Here is a 17155-nt window from a genome sequence, read left to right as displayed (position 1 = left end):
CGTCGTGACGGTTGCTCGTGGCGCCGCGAACCCCGAGGATCCAGGAGCACACGCATGAGTGGAACAGCCCAGATCGGCGTCACCGGACTCGCGGTCATGGGCCGCAACCTCGCCCGTAACTTCGCGCGCAACGGTTTCACGGTCGCCGTGCACAACCGGACGGCGGCCAAGACCCGCGCGCTGGTCGAGGAGTTCGGTTCCGAGGGCAGCTTCGTCGCGGCCGAGTCGCCCGAGGACTTCGTGGCCGCCCTCGAACGGCCGCGCCGTCTCGTCATCATGGTCAAGGCGGGCGACCCGACGGACGCGGTCATCAAGGAGTTCGCGCCGCTCCTCGAAGAGGGCGACGTCATCATCGACGGCGGCAACGCCCACTTCGAGGACACCCGTCGGCGCGAGCGCGAACTGCGCGAGCGCGGCATCCACTTCGTGGGCGTCGGCATCTCGGGCGGCGAGGAGGGCGCGCTGAACGGGCCGAGCATCATGCCCGGCGGCTCTGCCGAGTCCTACGAGTCCCTCGGCCCGCTCCTGGAGCGGATCGCGGCGAAGGCCCCCGACGGCTCGCCGTGCGTCACACACGTGGGACCGGACGGCGCGGGCCACTTCGTGAAAATGGTGCACAACGGCATCGAGTACGCCGACATGCAGCTCATCGCGGAGGCGTACCACCTGCTGCGTACGGTCGCTGGCTACTCCCCCGAGAAGATCGCCGAGACGTTCCGCGGCTGGAACACCGGCCGACTCGACTCGTATCTGATCGAGATCACGGCCGAGGTGCTCGCCCATGTCGACGCCGCGACCGGCAAGCCGTTCATCGACGTGGTCGAGGACCAGGCGGAGCAGAAGGGCACCGGCCGCTGGACGGTGCAGATCGCGCTCGACCTCGGGGTCCCGGTGTCAGGCATCGCCGAGGCCGTATTCGCCCGCTCGCTCTCGGGCCACGCCGAACTGCGCGAGGCGGCGCGGGAGTTGAGCGGGCCCACGGTGACCCCGCTGGACGAGAAGGAGGCGGCGGCCTTCGCCGATCAGGTCGAGCAGGCGCTGTACGCGTCGAAGATCGTGTCGTACACGCAGGGCTTCCACCAGGTCCAGGCGGGCAGCCAGAACTACGACTGGGAGGTCGACCCCGGCACGGTGGCGGCGATCTGGCGCGCGGGCTGCATCATCAGGGCCGCGTTCCTCGACCGCATCCGGGCCGCCTACGACGCCGAGCCCGAGCTGCCGAGCCTGCTCTCGGACAAGCACTTCGCCGACGAGATCGGGGCGGCGCAGGACGACTGGCGCGCGGTGATCGTGGCGGCGACCCGCCAGGGCGTACCGGTGCCGGGCTTCTCGGCGGCGCTCGCCTACTACGACGCCTTGCGCGCCGAACGCCTCCCGGCTGCCCTCACCCAGGGCCAGCGCGACTTCTTCGGCGCGCACACGTACCGCCGCACCGGCCGCGAGGGCTCGTTCCACACGATGTGGGGCGGGGACCGGTCGGAGGTGGCCGCGGGCTGACGCCGTCCTCGCCGGGGCGCCGGGCTGGGGGCGGACCCGGCCTGGCGCCGAGACCGGGTTCGCTCGCCCTGCCGGGGCTGGGGGCCGGCGAGGCCGCTCGGCCGCACGGCCCCGGCTGCCGGACCGGTGCGAGGGCGCTCAGACCGCCGGCCCCGGCCCCGGCTCTGGCACTGGCACTGGTCTGGTTCTGGCTCAGTCGCAGCCGCAACCCCGGCTGCCGGACCCGGATGGCATCGCTCGCCCGTCCGGCTCCGGCTGCCGGACCGGTACGGGAACGCTCAGCCGGCCGGTTCCGGCTGGGGCGGGCCCGGTACGGGGTCGGGGCCGGGGGGCTGCGGGACGGGGTCCGGGACATCCGGGTCCGGGCCCGGCTGCGGCGGCCTGGGGTCGGGGCCCGGGCTCGGTGGCTGGGGATCGGGGCCGGGGCCGGGCCTCGGCGGGACCGGGTCGGGGCCGGGTCCCGGGCCAGGGTTGGGGATCGGTCCCGGTTCGGGGTCGGGCAGGGGTGTGGGCCACGGCGGGGTCGGTTCCGGATGCGGCACGGTCATGGTCGGCCTCCTCAAGGTTCGAGTTCAGCTTCACCCGCCCGCCTGCCCTGCGCCCGCCGGTTCAACCCGTCCGAGTCAGCCGACCCGCCGAGTCAGCCGACCCACCGAGTCAGTCGACCCACCGAGGCAGCCGCCGCCCGCAGCCCGAGCCGGGGACTGGCCAGGACGGGAACGCCGATCGCGGCCCGAGCGGCGGCGGGGGCCATCGAGGCCTGCGCGAGGACGACGACGTCGACGTGGCGCAGCGCGTCCACCGTGCGGACGATCGCCGCGGCGTACGCATCCATGTCGCCCGACTCGAAGTGCGCCCAGGCGTCGTCGGCAAGAACCATGCGCAGGTCGAGCGACCGGACGCCGACCACCTCACGGGCGCAGGCCTCCTCACCGGCGCGGGCCCCTTCACAGGCGCGGGCCTCCTCGCGAGCGCGGGCGCCTGCGATTGCGCGAGCCCCTTCACGGGCGCGAGCATCCTCGCGAGCGCAGGCATCCTCACGAGCGCGGGCCTCCTCGCGGATCAGCGCGGCGGTCGGCTCCAGGGTGGATGCGAGGGCCGCCACCACGACGATCCGAGGGCCGGCCGCCACCGCGGCCGCGGCCATCGGCCGGTCGACCCGGAGCACCGGTACGCCGAGCGAGGCCGCCTCCGCCTCGGCGACGGCGCCGATCGTGGAGCATGTACACAGGACCGCGCCCGCACCTCGGGCCACCGCGTCGGCCAGGACCGTACGCACGCCGCCGGCGACCGCGTCCGGCCCCGACTCCCGCGCCCTGTCCAGCAGTTGGGCGTGTACGAGGTGGCGCAGCTGGATGCCGGGTGCCTCGTCGTCGCGCAGGGCGTCGAAGACCGGAACGTGGACCGGCGAGGTGTGCAGGAGCGCGAGCGTCGTCACCAGCGCTCCGGTTCCGCCGCGAGCCGGGCCCGGGCCGCCTCGATCAGTGGGGCGGGTGCGGCCGGCGCCTCGTCGGGGTGGCGCGAGGCCCAGGTCGCGGCGTACGGACACAGCGGAACGACCGGGGCGCCTTCACGGGCCGCCATGGCGTAGAACTCCCGCACCAGGGCGCTCGCGATGCCCTTGCCCTCATGCGCGGGCTCCACCACGGTGTGCACCACGACCAGCACACCGGGCCGCGCGTCGAGCGTGAAGTAGTCGATGTGCCCGACCACTTCACCGTCCTCGGACGCGGTGAGCACTCCTCGCGCACGGTCGTCCCGCATCTGCGCCAAGGCGCGACTCCTCTCCAAGAAAGCGGCGCCGGCCGGGCCGCCCCCACCCCGTCAGCACTGCGGGGTGCCCTGCGGATGGGGAATCAGCGCGTGCGGGCTGCGCTCCTGGTCGCTGCCGGGTACGGGCGCGGAGGCGTCGGCGCCGATCTCCACGATCCGGTTGTCGGCGTCCACATGCACCACGCTCGGCTTGAACGCCCGTGCCTCGACGTCGTCGATCTGGGCGTAACTGATGAGGATCACCAGATCCCCGGGGTGCACGAGGTGGGCGGCGGCCCCGTTGATCCCGATGACACCGGAGCCGCGCTCGCCCTCGATGACGTACGTCTCCAGGCGGCTGCCGTTGTCGATGTCGACGATGTGGACCAGCTCGCCGGGCAGCAGGTCCGCCGCCTCCATGAGCTCGGCATCCACGGTCACCGAGCCCACGTAATGCAGGTCGGCCTGGGTCACGGTGGCCCGGTGGATCTTGGACTTGAACATGGTGCGCAGCATTTTGAACTCCTAGAAGACGGCTCCCTGCCAGCTTTCTGCAGGTCAAGGGCGGTTTTCACTTTACACCGACACGCGTCGGATCGAAGATTAAAAGGAACATCGATTCCCGCTGGCGAGAAGGCTCCTTGCCTGCACGTCCGTGCGAGCCAGGCTGTTGTGGCGCCGCCGAACAAGGTCGAATCGGACAGCCACGTCGGCATGTTCGGGGACCGATGCTGACCAGATGCTGACTTACCTGACGACACATCAGGCGTGTCAGGTGTGCAGGACGACTCACTGCGCGGACCGCGGCGCCGAAGGCAGAAACTTGATCGCCATGATTGCGGACCTCGTGAACCTGGGGGTCCCACTGAGGTAGTCCGGGACTTGGACGAGGCACGCCTGCTCAGGAACTGGAGCCTGCAAAAAGGGCTCGACTTCTCTCACGCCGAAGTCGCCGACGTCGCCCCTCTGATCAAAAAGGCCGCGTTCCTTCGCTATGTCCAGCCAGAACAGCGAGCAGCGTTGCGTGCAGCCCGTCGGGCGCGGGCGCGACGGACACCGGACGACAGCACCCTGGGATCACGCGCCTGGTATGCAGGCCCACGCCAAAAGCGACTGCGGGCTCGAACCGCAAGAGCCGAGCCCGCAGGGCACACTGATGCCATGCTCGAGATGAGCCCCGGGCAGGCACGCAAGTTTTGGAAGGCGTTGGTGGACAACGCCTCCGCGTTGATTGCCGACGCCCACACCCTGCTGGCCGCCGGCTCACACGGGCGGGCACGATCTCTCACCGTCCTGGCACAGGAAGAGCTCGGGAAAGCACTCTGGGTCTACGACGTCTTCCAGGGCGCCTGGAGTCAGGGGGATGAGGCGCCACGCAGGGTGGATGCGCTGGCCACGCACGGCCGCAGCCACACGAAGAAGTACCTCGAGGCTGTCGTCTTCGGCGATGAGCTCGCGGTATTCTGGGGTGGCTACAACCGCGTGCGCGCGATGGGATCCGACGTGTCGTGGAAGGAGGCCCATCAGCAGCGGCAGGTGGAAGCCGAGACCGCGGCGCGCGAGGCCAACCTCGCCAAGCAGCGGGGCTTCTACGTTGACCGCGATGACGACGAAGCCATCCTGTCTCCGTCGGCCATTCCGGCCGGGACGACGGCAGACGACCTGCAGGCTGCGGCCCAGGTGAGCGAGATGCTACTCATCCAGGATCACAGCCGTATAAAGTTCGACGCCGTGACTCCTTACGACAGCACCCACCAGCAGCAGTTCCGTCTGCTGCCGGTCTCCCATCCAGAAGACTGGGCCGCCGCCTCCGGAGCACTCGATCGGGAGGCGGAGCACGATGACTGCCAGTAGGACTCAACGGGTTCAGGGCGTCAGAGGTGACTCAACGGGACGCTCCGCCTGCCGAAGGTCCCCGAACGTCGCGCCGCCGACCTGCAGCCGTTCCTGCATGGCGGACGACGTGGCGGAGAGCTGGCTCTGGCTGCCCGACGCAGGTGGGCACGTCGTCTGGCATCAGCCGGCCTAAGCTCCACCGGCACCGCTGCAGGGGGCATCGGTACACGACATCCAGATCAGCAACACCGGCCAGCATTACGCTGCGGCCCGCGCCCCCATACACCCCCGACGGATCGCCTGCGCGTCGAACCGCTGCGTGCAAGGCGTCTAGAAGAGCGGTGAGCGAAGCGTCATCCGCGACCGGACTGCCCATTGCGGCTTCGACAGCATTCAAGGCGTCGGCGTCCTCGTCGAGCAGCGCGGCAAGTTCATCCCGATGCCCACATACGTACGACAGCGCCCTAGCGATCCTCAGGCCGACTACTTCCGCCTGGCTCGTCATGCCGAACTCCGCCCCCTGTGCCTCGGTGATCCACTAGGCGGCCATTCTCGCTCCAGATGTGCAGGTGCACGCCCGGTTTCGGCAAACTGCCTCAGGCAGGGGCGGAAGGCATCGAAGTCCCGGAAAGGGCGGTTCAGCCGATCTGCACCGCACGAGCAATGCGTGGGCGGACACCTTGGAGCAGATCTTCTCCCAAAACCCCCGCAAGACCACTCCGAACCGATCGACACCAACCTTTTGACCTGCGTAAACGTCAAGCCAGCAGGAACCGGACCTGCGTGCCCTTCTTCGGGCCGACGAGGCCGTGGGTTCAAATCCCGCCGCCCCGACTCGGCTCCCAAACCCTTCGGCGATCTACCGCAACGAACTGACCCGGGGAGCGACCCACACGTAGGCTCGGGACGGCCGGCGTGAGAGCGCCTGGCTGACGCATCGGGGCAGGGGGACAACGTGGATCATCTCTTCACCGTTGACGGGGGCTCGGCCACGCCGGTCCCACCGACCACGCTGGCAGCGGAAGGCCTCCTCGAACGGCAGCACCTTCAGGAGTGGCTGATCGCGCACCCTCAGATCCTCGGCGACTCGGTGCTTGTGATCACCTCCGAGTTCGATCGGTGGGCCGACACGGACGGGGTGCCGGCGCGCGACCGCTTGGATGTCCTGGGCCTGGATGCCACCGGGCGCCTCGTGGTGGTCGAGCTGAAGCGGGGTACCGCCGACCGCGACATCCACCTCCAGGCGATCACCTACGCCGCCCTGGTGTCCCGGTTCGACCTCGACACGCTGGCCCAGGCACACCGCGAGTTCCGCAAGAGTCGGGGCGAGATCCTCGAACTCGACACGTGCCGTCAGCGCCTCCTGGACCACGTGGACGGGGACTGGAGCCCTGAACTGCTCCAGCGCCCCAGGCAGGTGATCATCGCTGCCGACTTCCCCAAGCAGGTCACCCACACCGTGGTGTGGCTGTCGGAGATGAACCTCGATATCGACCTCATCCAGGTGGGGCTGTGGAAGGTGAAGGACCAGCTCGTCGCCGGCTTCACCAAGTTCTACCCCACCCCGGAGGTGGAGGAGTTCACTCTCGCTCCGGCCAGGATCGAGGCCAAGGCCGCGGCCCAGAAGCTGGAGGAACGTTCGCGGGCCCAGAACGCCGTGCACGTCATAGTCGGCGCCGGGCTGATCCCGGATGGGGCCCTGCTCCGGCTGACGCCGAGGCACGGAGTAACCGAAGGCATCCGCGAAGACATCCTGGCCTGGGCCGATGAGGACAGCAGCCGAGCAAGTGTCACGTGGAACAACAACACCGCCAAGCCGCTGACGTGGAAGAGCGACGGCAAGCCGTACACCCCGACCGGACTGGCCAACCACATCTTCACCAGCGTGACCGGCCGCAAAGCCGACGGCATACAGGGCACCACCTGGTGGGACATCGACACCGCCCACGTCCCGGACGCAGTCGACCCCGACGAGTGGGGAGCACTGGCCGGCACCCACCTCGCGAGCCTGGCCAAGCAGCTCAACGGCACCAGAAAGGACTGGACAGGCCTGCACACCCTCCTGAACGCCGTCCCCGCCGGACGGTGGACGACCTACGGGGACTTGGCGGCCGTGATCAGCCGCCACGCCGTCCCGGTCGGCACCCACTTGGCAACCTGCGGCCAGTGCCCCAATGCCTGGCGGGTCCTCAATGCGGCGGGCCGCGTCAGCCCCGGCTTCCGCTGGACCGACCCCACCCGCACAGACTCACCCGCCGACGTCCTGACGACCGAGGGCGTCCGTTTCGATGCGGGGGCAGCGGATCCGACTGCTCGCCTGTCCGTGGACGCCCTGAAGACCCTGGCGACTGACCCCGAACTGCCGTAGAAGCCGGCCGGGAACCAGCCCCGGAAAGCCCACCGCACAGCTTGTGCCCACCGGATCGCTGACGGTACGACGATCACATGCACCGTTGGACACCGCTCAACGATCGCCAACTCGCCCTCCTCACACGCATCGGGGAGGGAAGCGACCCGGTCACGTCAGATTCCCCGGGGCTCGCCCTTACTGCGCGTGCCCTGAAGGAACGGGGCCTCATCACCATGCCGAAGGAGGGCGGACGGTGGCAGGCGGAGGTCTCCGATGCCGGGCGCTTCTACCTCCAGCACGGCCACCACCCGGACCGTCCTGAACCCGCGCCTCGAAGATCCCGCACGACAGCGGCCGCCACCGCGGTGACCCAGGAGTCTGAGCCTCCCGAGCCCAAGAACCCAGCCGAACCGAAAACTCGTGTTCAGCGTGCGCCCAAGGTTTCACAGCCCTCCCCCGCCGATATCGGGGCGGCCTTGATCGCGGAAGTGCAGCAGGCTGGGCGTTTCCTGCGCATCCCGGATCCGGGTGAGGCGGAACGGGCCCAGTACCGGCGGGCCTTCGATGTGGCGAGGCAGTGTCCCCCTGCCGGGTACCACCTGAAGTACACCGGGCGGGCCAAGGGGGACATCTGCTTCGGGCTGCTGCGGGTGAGCGGCGAGGACGACACGGAGTGGAACCGCATCAGGCTGGCACGCAGCAGAACTCTGACCGACATCGACGATGTGATCGCGGCGGTCGAGAAGGACCACAGTGCCTTCGAGGTCTCGGAGGAGGTGCTCCCCCGCGTTCTGTCTCTGATCCGGCTGTTCGCCGAGCGCGCCTTCGCTCTCCATGGCGAGATCGCGGTGTCCAGGAAGCGCAAGCAGCCGCGACCGCTGCTCACCGTCCATGGCATCACCTACGAGATCAGCTTCCGTGAGCGGCAGAGGCAGGTCCGTTACGTGCCCAAGCAGCCGGGCCGGCGCACGTACGACTGGCAGCGGGTGACGCCGGCGCACCGGTTCGAGCCCTCCGGAGAGCTCGAGTTGCGCCTCGGCATCAACACGGAGTGGGCCGACACCGAGGGGAAGCGGCTGGAAGACCAGATCGACGTGGTCTTCAAGGTGCTGAAGGCACGTGCGCATGAGCAGGAGCGGGCCAGGCTGAAGTACGAGGCGGAACAGCCCCGCCTGAGGGAGGAACGCGAGGCGGAGCAGCGTCGGCTGCAGGAGGAGCGGGCGCGGCAGGAAGCCGAGCGCCAACAGCTGGAAGCGGAGAAGCAGCAGCGGCGTCAGGAGAAGTGGGAGGCCGCGGTCAGCGTGGCTTCGATCAAGGCGATGGACGCGGCTCGGGCCGAGCAGTTCGGGACGGCTCTGAACCAGTGGCGAGCCGCCGGTGAGATCCGGGCCTTCTGCGACGCACTGGACGACGCCGCTGACCAGGCAGAGGACCCTGTCGAGGCAGAGAGCCTTCGGGAGTGGTCGGCCTGGGGACGGTCAGAGGCAGACCGGCTCGATCCCGTCCTGGGCCGCAGAGGGCTCCGCGGCCGGAACTTCCACGCGGAGCCGACCGGTGACCAGCTTCGTCCGTTCCTCGACGGCTGGCACCCGCATCGTCCCGAGAAGGAGAAGCCACCGGCGAAGCCCGCCCCGGCCCAGCCCGAGACGCGTCCGGAGCCGGAGCGCTCGCGGGCGTTCAGCGACGAACGTCTGGACCAAGGCTGGAGATATGGACGCCCAGGTCGCGCTCAATGGTGGAGGCGATGACGCCGTGGCCCCGGTCGCGGAGCGCCTTCACGGCACGCTCGACCAGTTCCCCGAGTCGTAGCACCTCCGACCTCAGGGCCACCAGCTCGTCGTGGCGCTCTGCCTTTTCCTGCCCGCACCACTCGCGCACCGTGTGCAGGGCTTCCTTCTCTGCGTCCAGCATCCGGTCGTCCCGTCGCTGGTAGCCGTACCAAGAAGATCGATCACGTTCCTCTTCCATGGCTCGTATCCGCTGGTCGACCTCCGGCAGGATCTCCTCGGCCAGCAGCTGGGCGACCTGGCGTGCGATCCGCTCGGTGATCGGCCAGCCCACCAAGGAGCAGCCTCTGCGGTCCTCGTGGAGCATCGGGTCGTCGCGCAGCAGGGCAGCGTCCATGCCGACGAGTGGCGCGGTCTCCTCGAGGCACCCGAGCTCCAGGACGCCCGCGTCGGCCACCGCCTTACGCAGACGAAGCCGGCCCTTGGGCCGGACGAAGCCCAGGATCATCCTGGCCGCCTCAAATTCGGCACTTCCCCTCACTGCCCTCGATGCCTCGGCCAGGGCCAGCTCCGCCGCGTCGTCCACCCGGAAGGAGTCCACGTCAACCCAGAGGACGAGCAGACAGCTGGGGCTCACCCATTCCTGGAGGCCGGCCGCGTCGCCATCCAAGAAACGCACATGGACGCTCCCGGATCTGCCGGCGCCACCCACTCGGACGATCTCCACCCGGCGCAGTGCACCACCCAGTTCCTTCGGCCTTGCCCGATAGGCCCAGTGCTCCCCGATCTCCATGGGTCCATTGAGCCAGTCCGACGACTCCTGGAGGCCGTCAACGGCAGAATCCGGGTCTCCGGCTATCCGTACGTCTCCTTCCGGCGGGCGCGGTGTTGGCGGTCTCCCTGGCCGGAGCCGTTGACAGAGGCGAGGGCGGACAGTGCGGCACCGTTGTTCCACAGGCCGAGGTGGTCGCGGTGGACGGCCATGACGCCGTTCTGCACGGCGCAGCGCTCGGCAGGGCCGCTGAAGTAGGTGGTGGTCACGAAGATCGCGACGTCGGCGCCGAAGTGCACCTGGGAGCCGAGGAGGTTGCGGACCTCGCTGTTGGAGATCTTCCGCTTCGGGTTGTAGCGCTTGCACTGGATCACCATGGTCCGGCCGTCGGGCAGCTGTCCGCGGACGTCCGCGCCGTCGTCGTGCGAGCGACCGACCCGGCGCACGTCGGTGCATCCGTCCCGTCGGCACAGGCCGGCCACGAACTCCTCGAAGTCCGGTCCGTCCATCGCGTCGACTTCGGTGAGGGTCCGGTGGCCAGTGATGACCGCGTCCTCGTGGCGCCACCTCCGGTCACCGCTGCGGATGAGCCGGTCCGTCTTCCACAACCACCAGCCGCCCGCGGTCACCGCCCCGACTGCCAGAGTCCCGACCAGGTAGGGCCAGATCACCGCCCACGACGACGTGAGCACGCCGAGAACAGCGATACCTCCAACGGCTCCCGCAGCGAGCCGGTCGTCCCTGCGCTTACGCCGGAACAACCGGCGCTTCGGCTTACGAGCTGCCACCCGTTTCCTCCCCCTGGTGTCGGCCGCCAGTGTGGGTGAGGAACTCCGCAGGCGTAAGAGCGCCTGTTGGCCATGGCTCACTCTCCCAGCAGCAGGGCCCCAAAGCAGCGGCGTGCCCACGTACGCCCTGTGCGCGCCCCTGTCCTGGTGCATAGCTTGCGATGTTGGTCTGTCCCACCCGTGCGAGCCGTAAGGGGAAACAGGTTGAAGCCAGCCGCTGACGTACTGAAGGAGCTCGTCCAGCCGTCCAACATCTCCGCCCATTCCAGCACCGGGCTGGTCGGCAAGGTCGATGAGGCCTCCGCCGAGGACGACAAGGCCCGCGAGAAGAAGGAGCTCGAAGAGCTCCGGCGCAAGTCGGGTCTGAGCCCCATACCCGCAAAGGAGCTGGACCGGACCGTCCAGCTCACGCCCTGGGACGTCTTGCACACCCTCGGCCAGGCCATCGCCCTGTCCCGGCGAGGAGCCGGCCGCGGGCTCGCGGAACACTGGGGATGCCTGAAGTACAGCCAGGCTCTGACCGGCGGCGCCGAGTCCTTCATGACGCTCTCGGCAGAGGGCCGGGAGACCGCGGACTACTACAAGGCGATCCAGTCCGGGGAACTCGGCACCGGCTTCGCCCTGACTCTCGCCCGACAGCTCCTGGGCCGCCGGTACCCGGATCACTCGATCTCGATCATCCCCGCAGACGCCGCGCTGCGGGCCGGCTGGGCCCTCACCAGCCGTGACTCCGGGCCGCGATCCGGCTACCGCTACCGGCCGCAGTTCTTCGCCGAGGTCTGGAAGCCCGGCGAGCCGTCGTTGGCCATCCCGATCGCCTGCAAGGGCAACCACAGCAACGCCGCCACGTCGCACACCCAGCTGGCGTCCGCCTCCGCCCATGTCGAGGCAGTCCACATCGGCGCGTGGAACGAGACGCCGGTCCTGGTGTTCAGCACGGAGCTTCCGACCGAGGGCCCCCTAACGGTGCACGCCTTGCAGGCACGGGGAACCGGCGGCCTGCTGAACGGCCCGCACAAGACCCCCGACAAGTACCTCGATCAACCCGTCGACGACGAGAACATCTACCCGGGAATCCAGCGGCCTCACGAGGGCGAAGGCCCGCCAGCGCCCGAGCCGGGATTCCACGTCCGGCCCGAGCACTATCCGTGGTTTCGGCGGGTCCTTGCCCGGACCGCCGCCGCCGGCCTGACGGCCTTCGCCGGAGATGGCACGGCGACCGCGCAGTACCTGTCCAAGAGGCAGGGGCAGCGCCACTTCACGGGCCTGATCCATGCCGCCACCGACAGCGTCCAAGACGCGTACGTACGGCTCCACGGCATCGACTTCGTCGGCACCGATCACGTCTTCCGTCTCAACAGGACCCGGGTCGAGGCCTTCTCCGGAGTCGCGAAGGACCTCTTCCACCACCTCGAGAACGGTCAGCTGGTGCGGTACCGCACCGAGGTCCACGCCCACCGGAAGACATGGCCGCTGCTCGGATGGGACTCGAAGTGGGACGGCCCGGTCTCCATCCATCAGGACGGCTCCGTACTCGCGATGCGCGTACTGACCTGACCCTGCCCGGGCAGGTGTGATGGTGTCGCGCCCGGGTGCCCTCGGGCGCGACACCATCCAACGCCGCCCGTGTGAGTGGGAACGGAAGGGCTCCGATCCGGAAGAGGGCTGGCCGCTTACGAGGCCCGGCTATCGGCCGTCCCGTCGCTCCTCGTGCCCGGCCAGCTGCACTCGTAGCCGCTCAGCCCCGGCCTCGGCCCGACGCAGTCGGCGCTCCAAGACAGCGCGAGCGGGCGGCGGAATTTCGGGCTTCAGCGCCTCATTTCGTGGAATGAGCCAGCCCACGCGCTGATAGGCGACAATCGCGCGAGCGTGGGGACACGCATGGCAAGACCGTTCCGGCCTCGGACGCGGCCAGCCTGCCGCCAGCATCCGGCGGGTGTGCTCACGTTGGTGTTCGGATTGAAGCATCGGGTCTGAATCCCAGACCTGCTCGAATTCCTCGATCATCTGTTTCACCCTCGTGGCCTCGGCCAAGCGCGGCCCATCATCGGGTTTCCAGTCGAGGGCTGGCGCTACGACCTCTTCGACGTGTCCGCAGGCCAGCGTCACCTTCCAGAAGGCCGACGTGTGTGCTTCATCGTGGCGGATCACGGCCCACACGTCGGCATCGGCCCATTCGGGTGGCTCCACCGGGTCGGCGGGAAAGCTCACCTCCCGTCGATCTCCCCACTCAACGATGTCGCGGTAGGGGGCATCAGCGGAATCACCGTGTCGGCAGTACACCTGACCCGGCGGCAATGCTTCACCGTCCCCGAGGCCACGCCACTGCCTCTCGTTCGGCGGGGTGGAGTCGCCAGGTGTCAAGAGCTCCTTGATGCAAGCGCAATCCAGCTGAACCCGCCATCGGTAGTACCGGTCCGGGTCCGGTGCGAAGAACGGCCACAGCACTGGAGGAATCCCCCTGCGGCGATCAGAATTGAGTTCCTCATACTCACGCAGGACGTCTGTGCGCCGCTTCGCCCGACCGGGAAGTCGGCGCGCTACAGCGGGTGGGCGCACACCTACGGCGGGGTCGGCCACGTTCGATTCCTCTCGCCCGGCGAAACACTGCTGCCGACGCTAGGAACTTTGAAATCGGACTGCTGCGGAAATAGCGCTCCCTTCCCCTGAACGAAGGAGAGAAGGTCGCCACCGCCTTACCACACCCTCGCCATCCGGTGGATGACTGCACCCGTGTGCCTGGCGGATCGGGCCGGGCGACGGCCTCAAGGACGTCGGGCTCCACGTGGCAGAGGCTGTCACGGCGTACCGACAAGCCGCCTGTGTCAGCAGCATGCGCAACCGCCAGCTGGTGTGCCTCCATGAACAACCCAAGAGGCTGATGCTGACCGTTGCTGACCAAAGCCCCGTCGCCGCACCGCTGACCTGCGGAAACGTCCGGATGTCAGGTGTTGGACTTGAACATGGTACGTATCATCGAGACACTCCCGGACATAAGCTCCCTGCCTGCGTTTTCGCAGGTCAAGTGCGGTTTCCCTACCATACAGCGCGTCGCTTGGCGCTCGCTCTTCCGGGCCCCATCGCGACGATGGCACCAGCCTACGCAGCACGTCCGCCGAGCGTGACGGCGGAAACCGTGACGTCGGACATCGTGACGGCGGAGATCGTGCCGGCCGACACCGTGCCGGAAGTGAAGTGATTCGGCGAGAGCTGCGGCCGGCGTGACCCGCTCAGTCGGTTTCGGATGTCTGCTGCCGAGGATGGGTCGAGTAGACCTTGTGCCAGTGCTCGGCCGAGCGGACCAGGTCGTCAGCCCGCGGTGACGTACTCGGGCGGGATGCGCCGCCGCCTGGACCTCGCGATGACGCTCGTCGGCCGTCCCCAGGTGATCTTCCTCGACGAGCCGACCACCGGCCTCGATCCGCGCAGCAGGCGGACCATGTGGGACATCATCCGCCGCCTGGTGACCGACGACGGCGTCACGATCTTCCTCACCACCCAGTACCTCGACGAGGCCGACCACCTCGCCGACCGGATCGCTGTGCTGCACCAGGGAAAGATCGTCGCCCAGGGCACGGCGGAGGAGCTCAAGCAGCAGGTCGGCGGCCACATCAGCCTGCGGTTCGCGCATGCACGCGACCACGAGTACGCGGCCCGGACGTTGGACGGGGTGTCCCGCAACGATGAGGCACTCACGGTGCAGGTCGCCGGCCAGGGCGATGCGTCCCGGCCATCCTCGGACGGCTGGGACGCATCCCTTTCCCCGGCGAGAGGCAGGGTTCACGGACCCACAGGCCTACGGCCCACCGGCCCACCGGCCCACGGCCCACGGCCCACGGCCCACGGCCCACGGCCCACGGCCCCAGGAGATCCCTGCGGACATAGTGCACGAGTGCGTCGCGCACCGCGTAGGAGTTCCCGGCACGGAACGTCTGGGGTACTTCGTCGAGCCGGTGCGGAACAGCGACCTGGGCAGGCTGGGCCGGCATGTGGTGGGTCCTCACGGAAAGGGCCGTCGGAGCGCTGATGTGCACCGGGTGGTGCGACAGCACAAGAAAATAGATCCGTTGACTGAGTTCACACAGCGAATATCGGGGCTCTCTCACTCAGTGCGCTGTCGGTCTCTAGGCTGGTGGCCGCTCACCCCGCGCCAGCCGCCCGTTCGCGACCCGAGGACCTCCATGCCCCGCCTCGCTCTCTCCGACGACTTCGTCGCGGATCTGATCTCCCTGCAGAGACCTGTCCAGAAGGAAGTCAACGACACGATCCAGATGTTCCGCAGCCTGACCGTGCCTCAGCTGCACGCCAGCAAGGGAATGCATCTGGAGAAGCTCGAGCGGGCGCGCGACCCTCGCATCCGTACGATCCGGGTCACCCGGTTCTACCGCGGTGTTCTCCTGGCCCCTGACGACGGCAGCGAGTTGTTCACCCTTCTCAGGGTGGCACCCCACGACGAAGCGATCAACTGGGCCTGCAAGCGCGCCTATTCGGTCAACAGCGCCACCGGCGGCCTTGAGGTGCGCAACGTCGAGGCACTCGACCAGATGGAGACCTACTTCGAGACGAAGGCGGTCCGGACCCCCGCCCGGCTCTTCGCGCACCACTCCGACACGGTGCTGCGCGACCTCGGCGTCGACGAGCAGGTCCTGCGTCTGGCGCGCGTGTGCGTCACCGTCGACGACCTCTCGGTCATGGCGCCCCCCATGATGCCCACCGACCAGTACGAGGTACTGGAATACCTCGCGGCCGACTACGCGCCCCAGGAGGTCTGGGAGCAGTTGATCGCTCCCCGCGGGCAGACGGTGCGCACCGCCGAGGACAGGCCGGCCGTCACGCTCAGCGAGGCCATCCTCAACACGCCCAACCGCATCGTGGAGGTCACCGGCCCCGGTGAGCTGGAGCGGATCCTCACCGAGGACTTCATCCGCTGGCGCGTATTCCTGCACCCCGCGCAGCGCCGATACGCCTACCACGCGGGCTTCAACGGGCCGGCCCAGGTGACCGGGGGGCCCGGCACCGGCAAGACGGTCGTCGCCCTGCACCGGGTGAGGCATCTGCTGCGTACCGGACGCGAAGGCGACCGCATCCTGCTCACCACGTTCACCAACGCCATGGCGGCCGCCCTGCGGGACAGCCTGGCGCTCCTGCTCGGCGACGCGGACGCGCGGCTGCTCGATCGCGTGGACGTCACGACGGTGGATGCGCTGGCCGCCCGGGTCGTCCGGGAGGCCAGGGGCGGCTCGCCGAAACCGCTGTCGGCGGCGGCGGAGAAGAGCGCGTGGTCCCGTGCCGCCGCGCATGAGGACCTGCCCTGGTCGGAGCGGTTCCTGTCCCAGGAGTTCCGCAATGTCGTCCTGGCGCAGGGGCTGCGCACGCCGGAGGAGTATCTGCGATGTGTGCGCAGGGGGCGCGGCACACAAGTGGGACGAGTCCAAAGGGCCCGGCTGTGGCGGGTCATGGAACGGTTCACGGGAGACCTGGCCTCGCGCGACTGCGCGACGTACACGATGGTGTGCGACCAGGCCGCCCGGATTCTGGCCGAGCGTGTGCCCCGCTACCGCCACGTCGTGGTGGACGAGGCTCAGGACCTGCACCCGGCCCAGTGGCGGGTGTTGCGTGCCTGCGTGGCCGGTCAGGCGGATGACCTGTTCCTCGTCGGCGACCCCCATCAGCGCATCTACGACTCCCGGGTCTCCCTGCGGTCCCTGGGTGTCAACGTGCGGGGCCGGACGTCCCGGCTGCGCCTCAACTACCGCAGCACGGAGGAGATCCTGCGCTGGTCCGCGTCGCTCCTGGACGGTCAGCCGGTGGGACGACTCGGTGAGGACGACGAGGACGGCGCCGCTCCGGACTCGCTTCGGGGCTACCGCTCGGAGTTGCACGGCCGCGTTCCGGTGGCCCGCGGCCACGGCAGTCAGGACGACGAACTGCGCGCTCTGGTGGAGCAGATCCGCACCTGGATCGACCAGGACGGTGTGCACCCCTCCGACGTGGCGGTGTGCGCCCGCTTCAACACACTGGTCGACGCCGTCATCGTCCGTCTGCGCCGGGAGGGCGTCCCCGCCGTCGCGGTCAAGGACGATCCGGGAGCGTCGGTGTCAGGTGTGCGCGTGGCGACGATGCATGCCATGAAGGGGCTGGAGTTCCGTTGTGTGGCCGTCGTCGGCGTGACGGCCGGCGCGCTGCCGTTCGCTCCCCAGGTGACGCCGGCCGACGAGGACGCCGTGCAGCACCGCTCGGATCTGTTGGCCGAGCACTGTCTGCTCTTCGTGGCCTGCACCCGGGCGCGCGACGCGCTGGCGCTCTCCTGGAGCGGTGAGCGGAGCCGCATGCTGGACCCGGTGACCGGCTGAACCACCCCCCAACGGGCCCCGGCCGGGCGGGTCCACAGGGGGTCCGCCCGGCCGGGGACGTCCGATCACGGTGCTGTGGC

Annotated in this window: 12 protein-coding genes and 1 pseudogene; 7 read left to right on the top strand and 6 right to left on the bottom strand. The window is 69.1% G+C overall.

What is annotated here, in order from left to right; all coding sequences use genetic code 11:
• Positions 1-54 precede the first annotated feature (54 nt).
• Positions 55-1497 (top strand): NADP-dependent phosphogluconate dehydrogenase, encoded by a 1443-nt coding sequence (gene gndA, locus AB0D31_RS07095; protein ID WP_362718159.1) that lies wholly within the window; start codon positions 55-57, stop codon positions 1495-1497.
• A gap of 640 nt (positions 1498-2137) precedes the next feature.
• Here the strand turns inward: gndA and AB0D31_RS07090 are convergent.
• Genes AB0D31_RS07090 through panD form a run of 3 tightly spaced genes read right to left on the bottom strand, consistent with a single transcriptional unit; the run spans position 2138 to position 3765 of the window.
• Positions 2138-2935, bottom strand: coding sequence for an arylsulfatase (locus tag AB0D31_RS07090; RefSeq protein ID WP_362718156.1), 798 nt, complete (start codon positions 2933-2935; stop codon positions 2138-2140).
• Complete coding sequence (locus AB0D31_RS07085) at positions 2932-3261, bottom strand: GNAT family N-acetyltransferase (protein WP_362718240.1); 330 nt, start codon at positions 3259-3261, stop codon at positions 2932-2934. The genes AB0D31_RS07090 and AB0D31_RS07085 overlap by 4 nt, the downstream gene beginning before the upstream one ends.
• Positions 3262-3321: 60 nt before the next feature.
• Positions 3322-3765 carry an aspartate 1-decarboxylase gene (panD, locus tag AB0D31_RS07080; protein ID WP_362718153.1) on the bottom strand — a complete coding sequence of 148 codons (444 nt, stop codon included), beginning with the start codon at positions 3763-3765 and terminating at the stop codon, positions 3322-3324.
• A gap of 645 nt (positions 3766-4410) precedes the next feature.
• Between panD and AB0D31_RS07075 the strand changes: the two genes are divergently transcribed.
• The 3 genes from AB0D31_RS07075 to AB0D31_RS07065 all read left to right on the top strand — a co-directional run bounded on the left by AB0D31_RS07075 (position 4411) and on the right by AB0D31_RS07065 (position 9183).
• On the top strand, positions 4411-5103 hold the full coding sequence (locus AB0D31_RS07075; protein ID WP_362718150.1) for an AbiV family abortive infection protein: 693 nt from the start codon (positions 4411-4413) through the stop codon (positions 5101-5103).
• 937 nt (positions 5104-6040) lie between these two features.
• Complete coding sequence (locus tag AB0D31_RS07070) at positions 6041-7453, top strand: DNA-binding protein (RefSeq protein ID WP_362718148.1); 1413 nt, start codon at positions 6041-6043, stop codon at positions 7451-7453.
• Between the two features lie 215 nt (positions 7454-7668).
• The gene (locus tag AB0D31_RS07065) at positions 7669-9183 is read left to right on the top strand and encodes a PE-PGRS family protein (protein ID WP_362718145.1); all 1515 of its coding nucleotides are present in this window, start codon (positions 7669-7671) and stop codon (positions 9181-9183) included.
• Here AB0D31_RS07065 and AB0D31_RS07060 read toward each other — a convergent pair.
• Positions 9113-9955 carry a PE-PGRS family protein gene (locus tag AB0D31_RS07060; protein WP_362718142.1) on the bottom strand — a complete coding sequence of 281 codons (843 nt, stop codon included), beginning with the start codon at positions 9953-9955 and terminating at the stop codon, positions 9113-9115. The genes AB0D31_RS07065 and AB0D31_RS07060 overlap by 71 nt on opposite strands.
• Positions 9956-10017: 62 nt before the next feature.
• The gene (locus AB0D31_RS07055; protein WP_362718140.1) at positions 10018-10722 is read right to left on the bottom strand and encodes a restriction endonuclease; all 705 of its coding nucleotides are present in this window, start codon (positions 10720-10722) and stop codon (positions 10018-10020) included.
• A gap of 204 nt (positions 10723-10926) precedes the next feature.
• On the opposite strand from AB0D31_RS07055, the gene AB0D31_RS07050 reads away from it, so the two are divergent.
• Positions 10927-12279 (top strand): hypothetical protein, encoded by a 1353-nt coding sequence (locus AB0D31_RS07050; protein ID WP_362718137.1) that lies wholly within the window; start codon positions 10927-10929, stop codon positions 12277-12279.
• 129 nt (positions 12280-12408) lie between these two features.
• Here AB0D31_RS07050 and AB0D31_RS07045 read toward each other — a convergent pair whose 3' ends face one another.
• A complete protein-coding gene (locus AB0D31_RS07045; RefSeq protein WP_362718134.1) occupies positions 12409-12933 on the bottom strand; it encodes a hypothetical protein in 525 nt (174 codons plus the stop codon).
• A gap of 1003 nt (positions 12934-13936) precedes the next feature.
• On the opposite strand from AB0D31_RS07045, the pseudogene AB0D31_RS07040 reads away from it, so the two are divergent.
• A pseudogene (locus tag AB0D31_RS07040) lies at positions 13937-14428 on the top strand (ABC transporter ATP-binding protein); the annotation flags it as partial.
• Positions 14429-14903: 475 nt separating this feature from the next.
• The gene (locus AB0D31_RS07035; RefSeq protein ID WP_362718131.1) at positions 14904-17075 is read left to right on the top strand and encodes a UvrD-helicase domain-containing protein; all 2172 of its coding nucleotides are present in this window, start codon (positions 14904-14906) and stop codon (positions 17073-17075) included.
• The last annotated feature ends 80 nt before the right edge of the window (positions 17076-17155 follow it).

Source organism: Streptomyces sp. NPDC048361 (genome assembly GCF_040651795.1).
Classification (GTDB): Bacteria; Actinomycetota; Actinomycetes; order Streptomycetales; family Streptomycetaceae; genus Streptomyces.
This window is presented reverse-complemented; position numbering and strand designations above follow the sequence as displayed.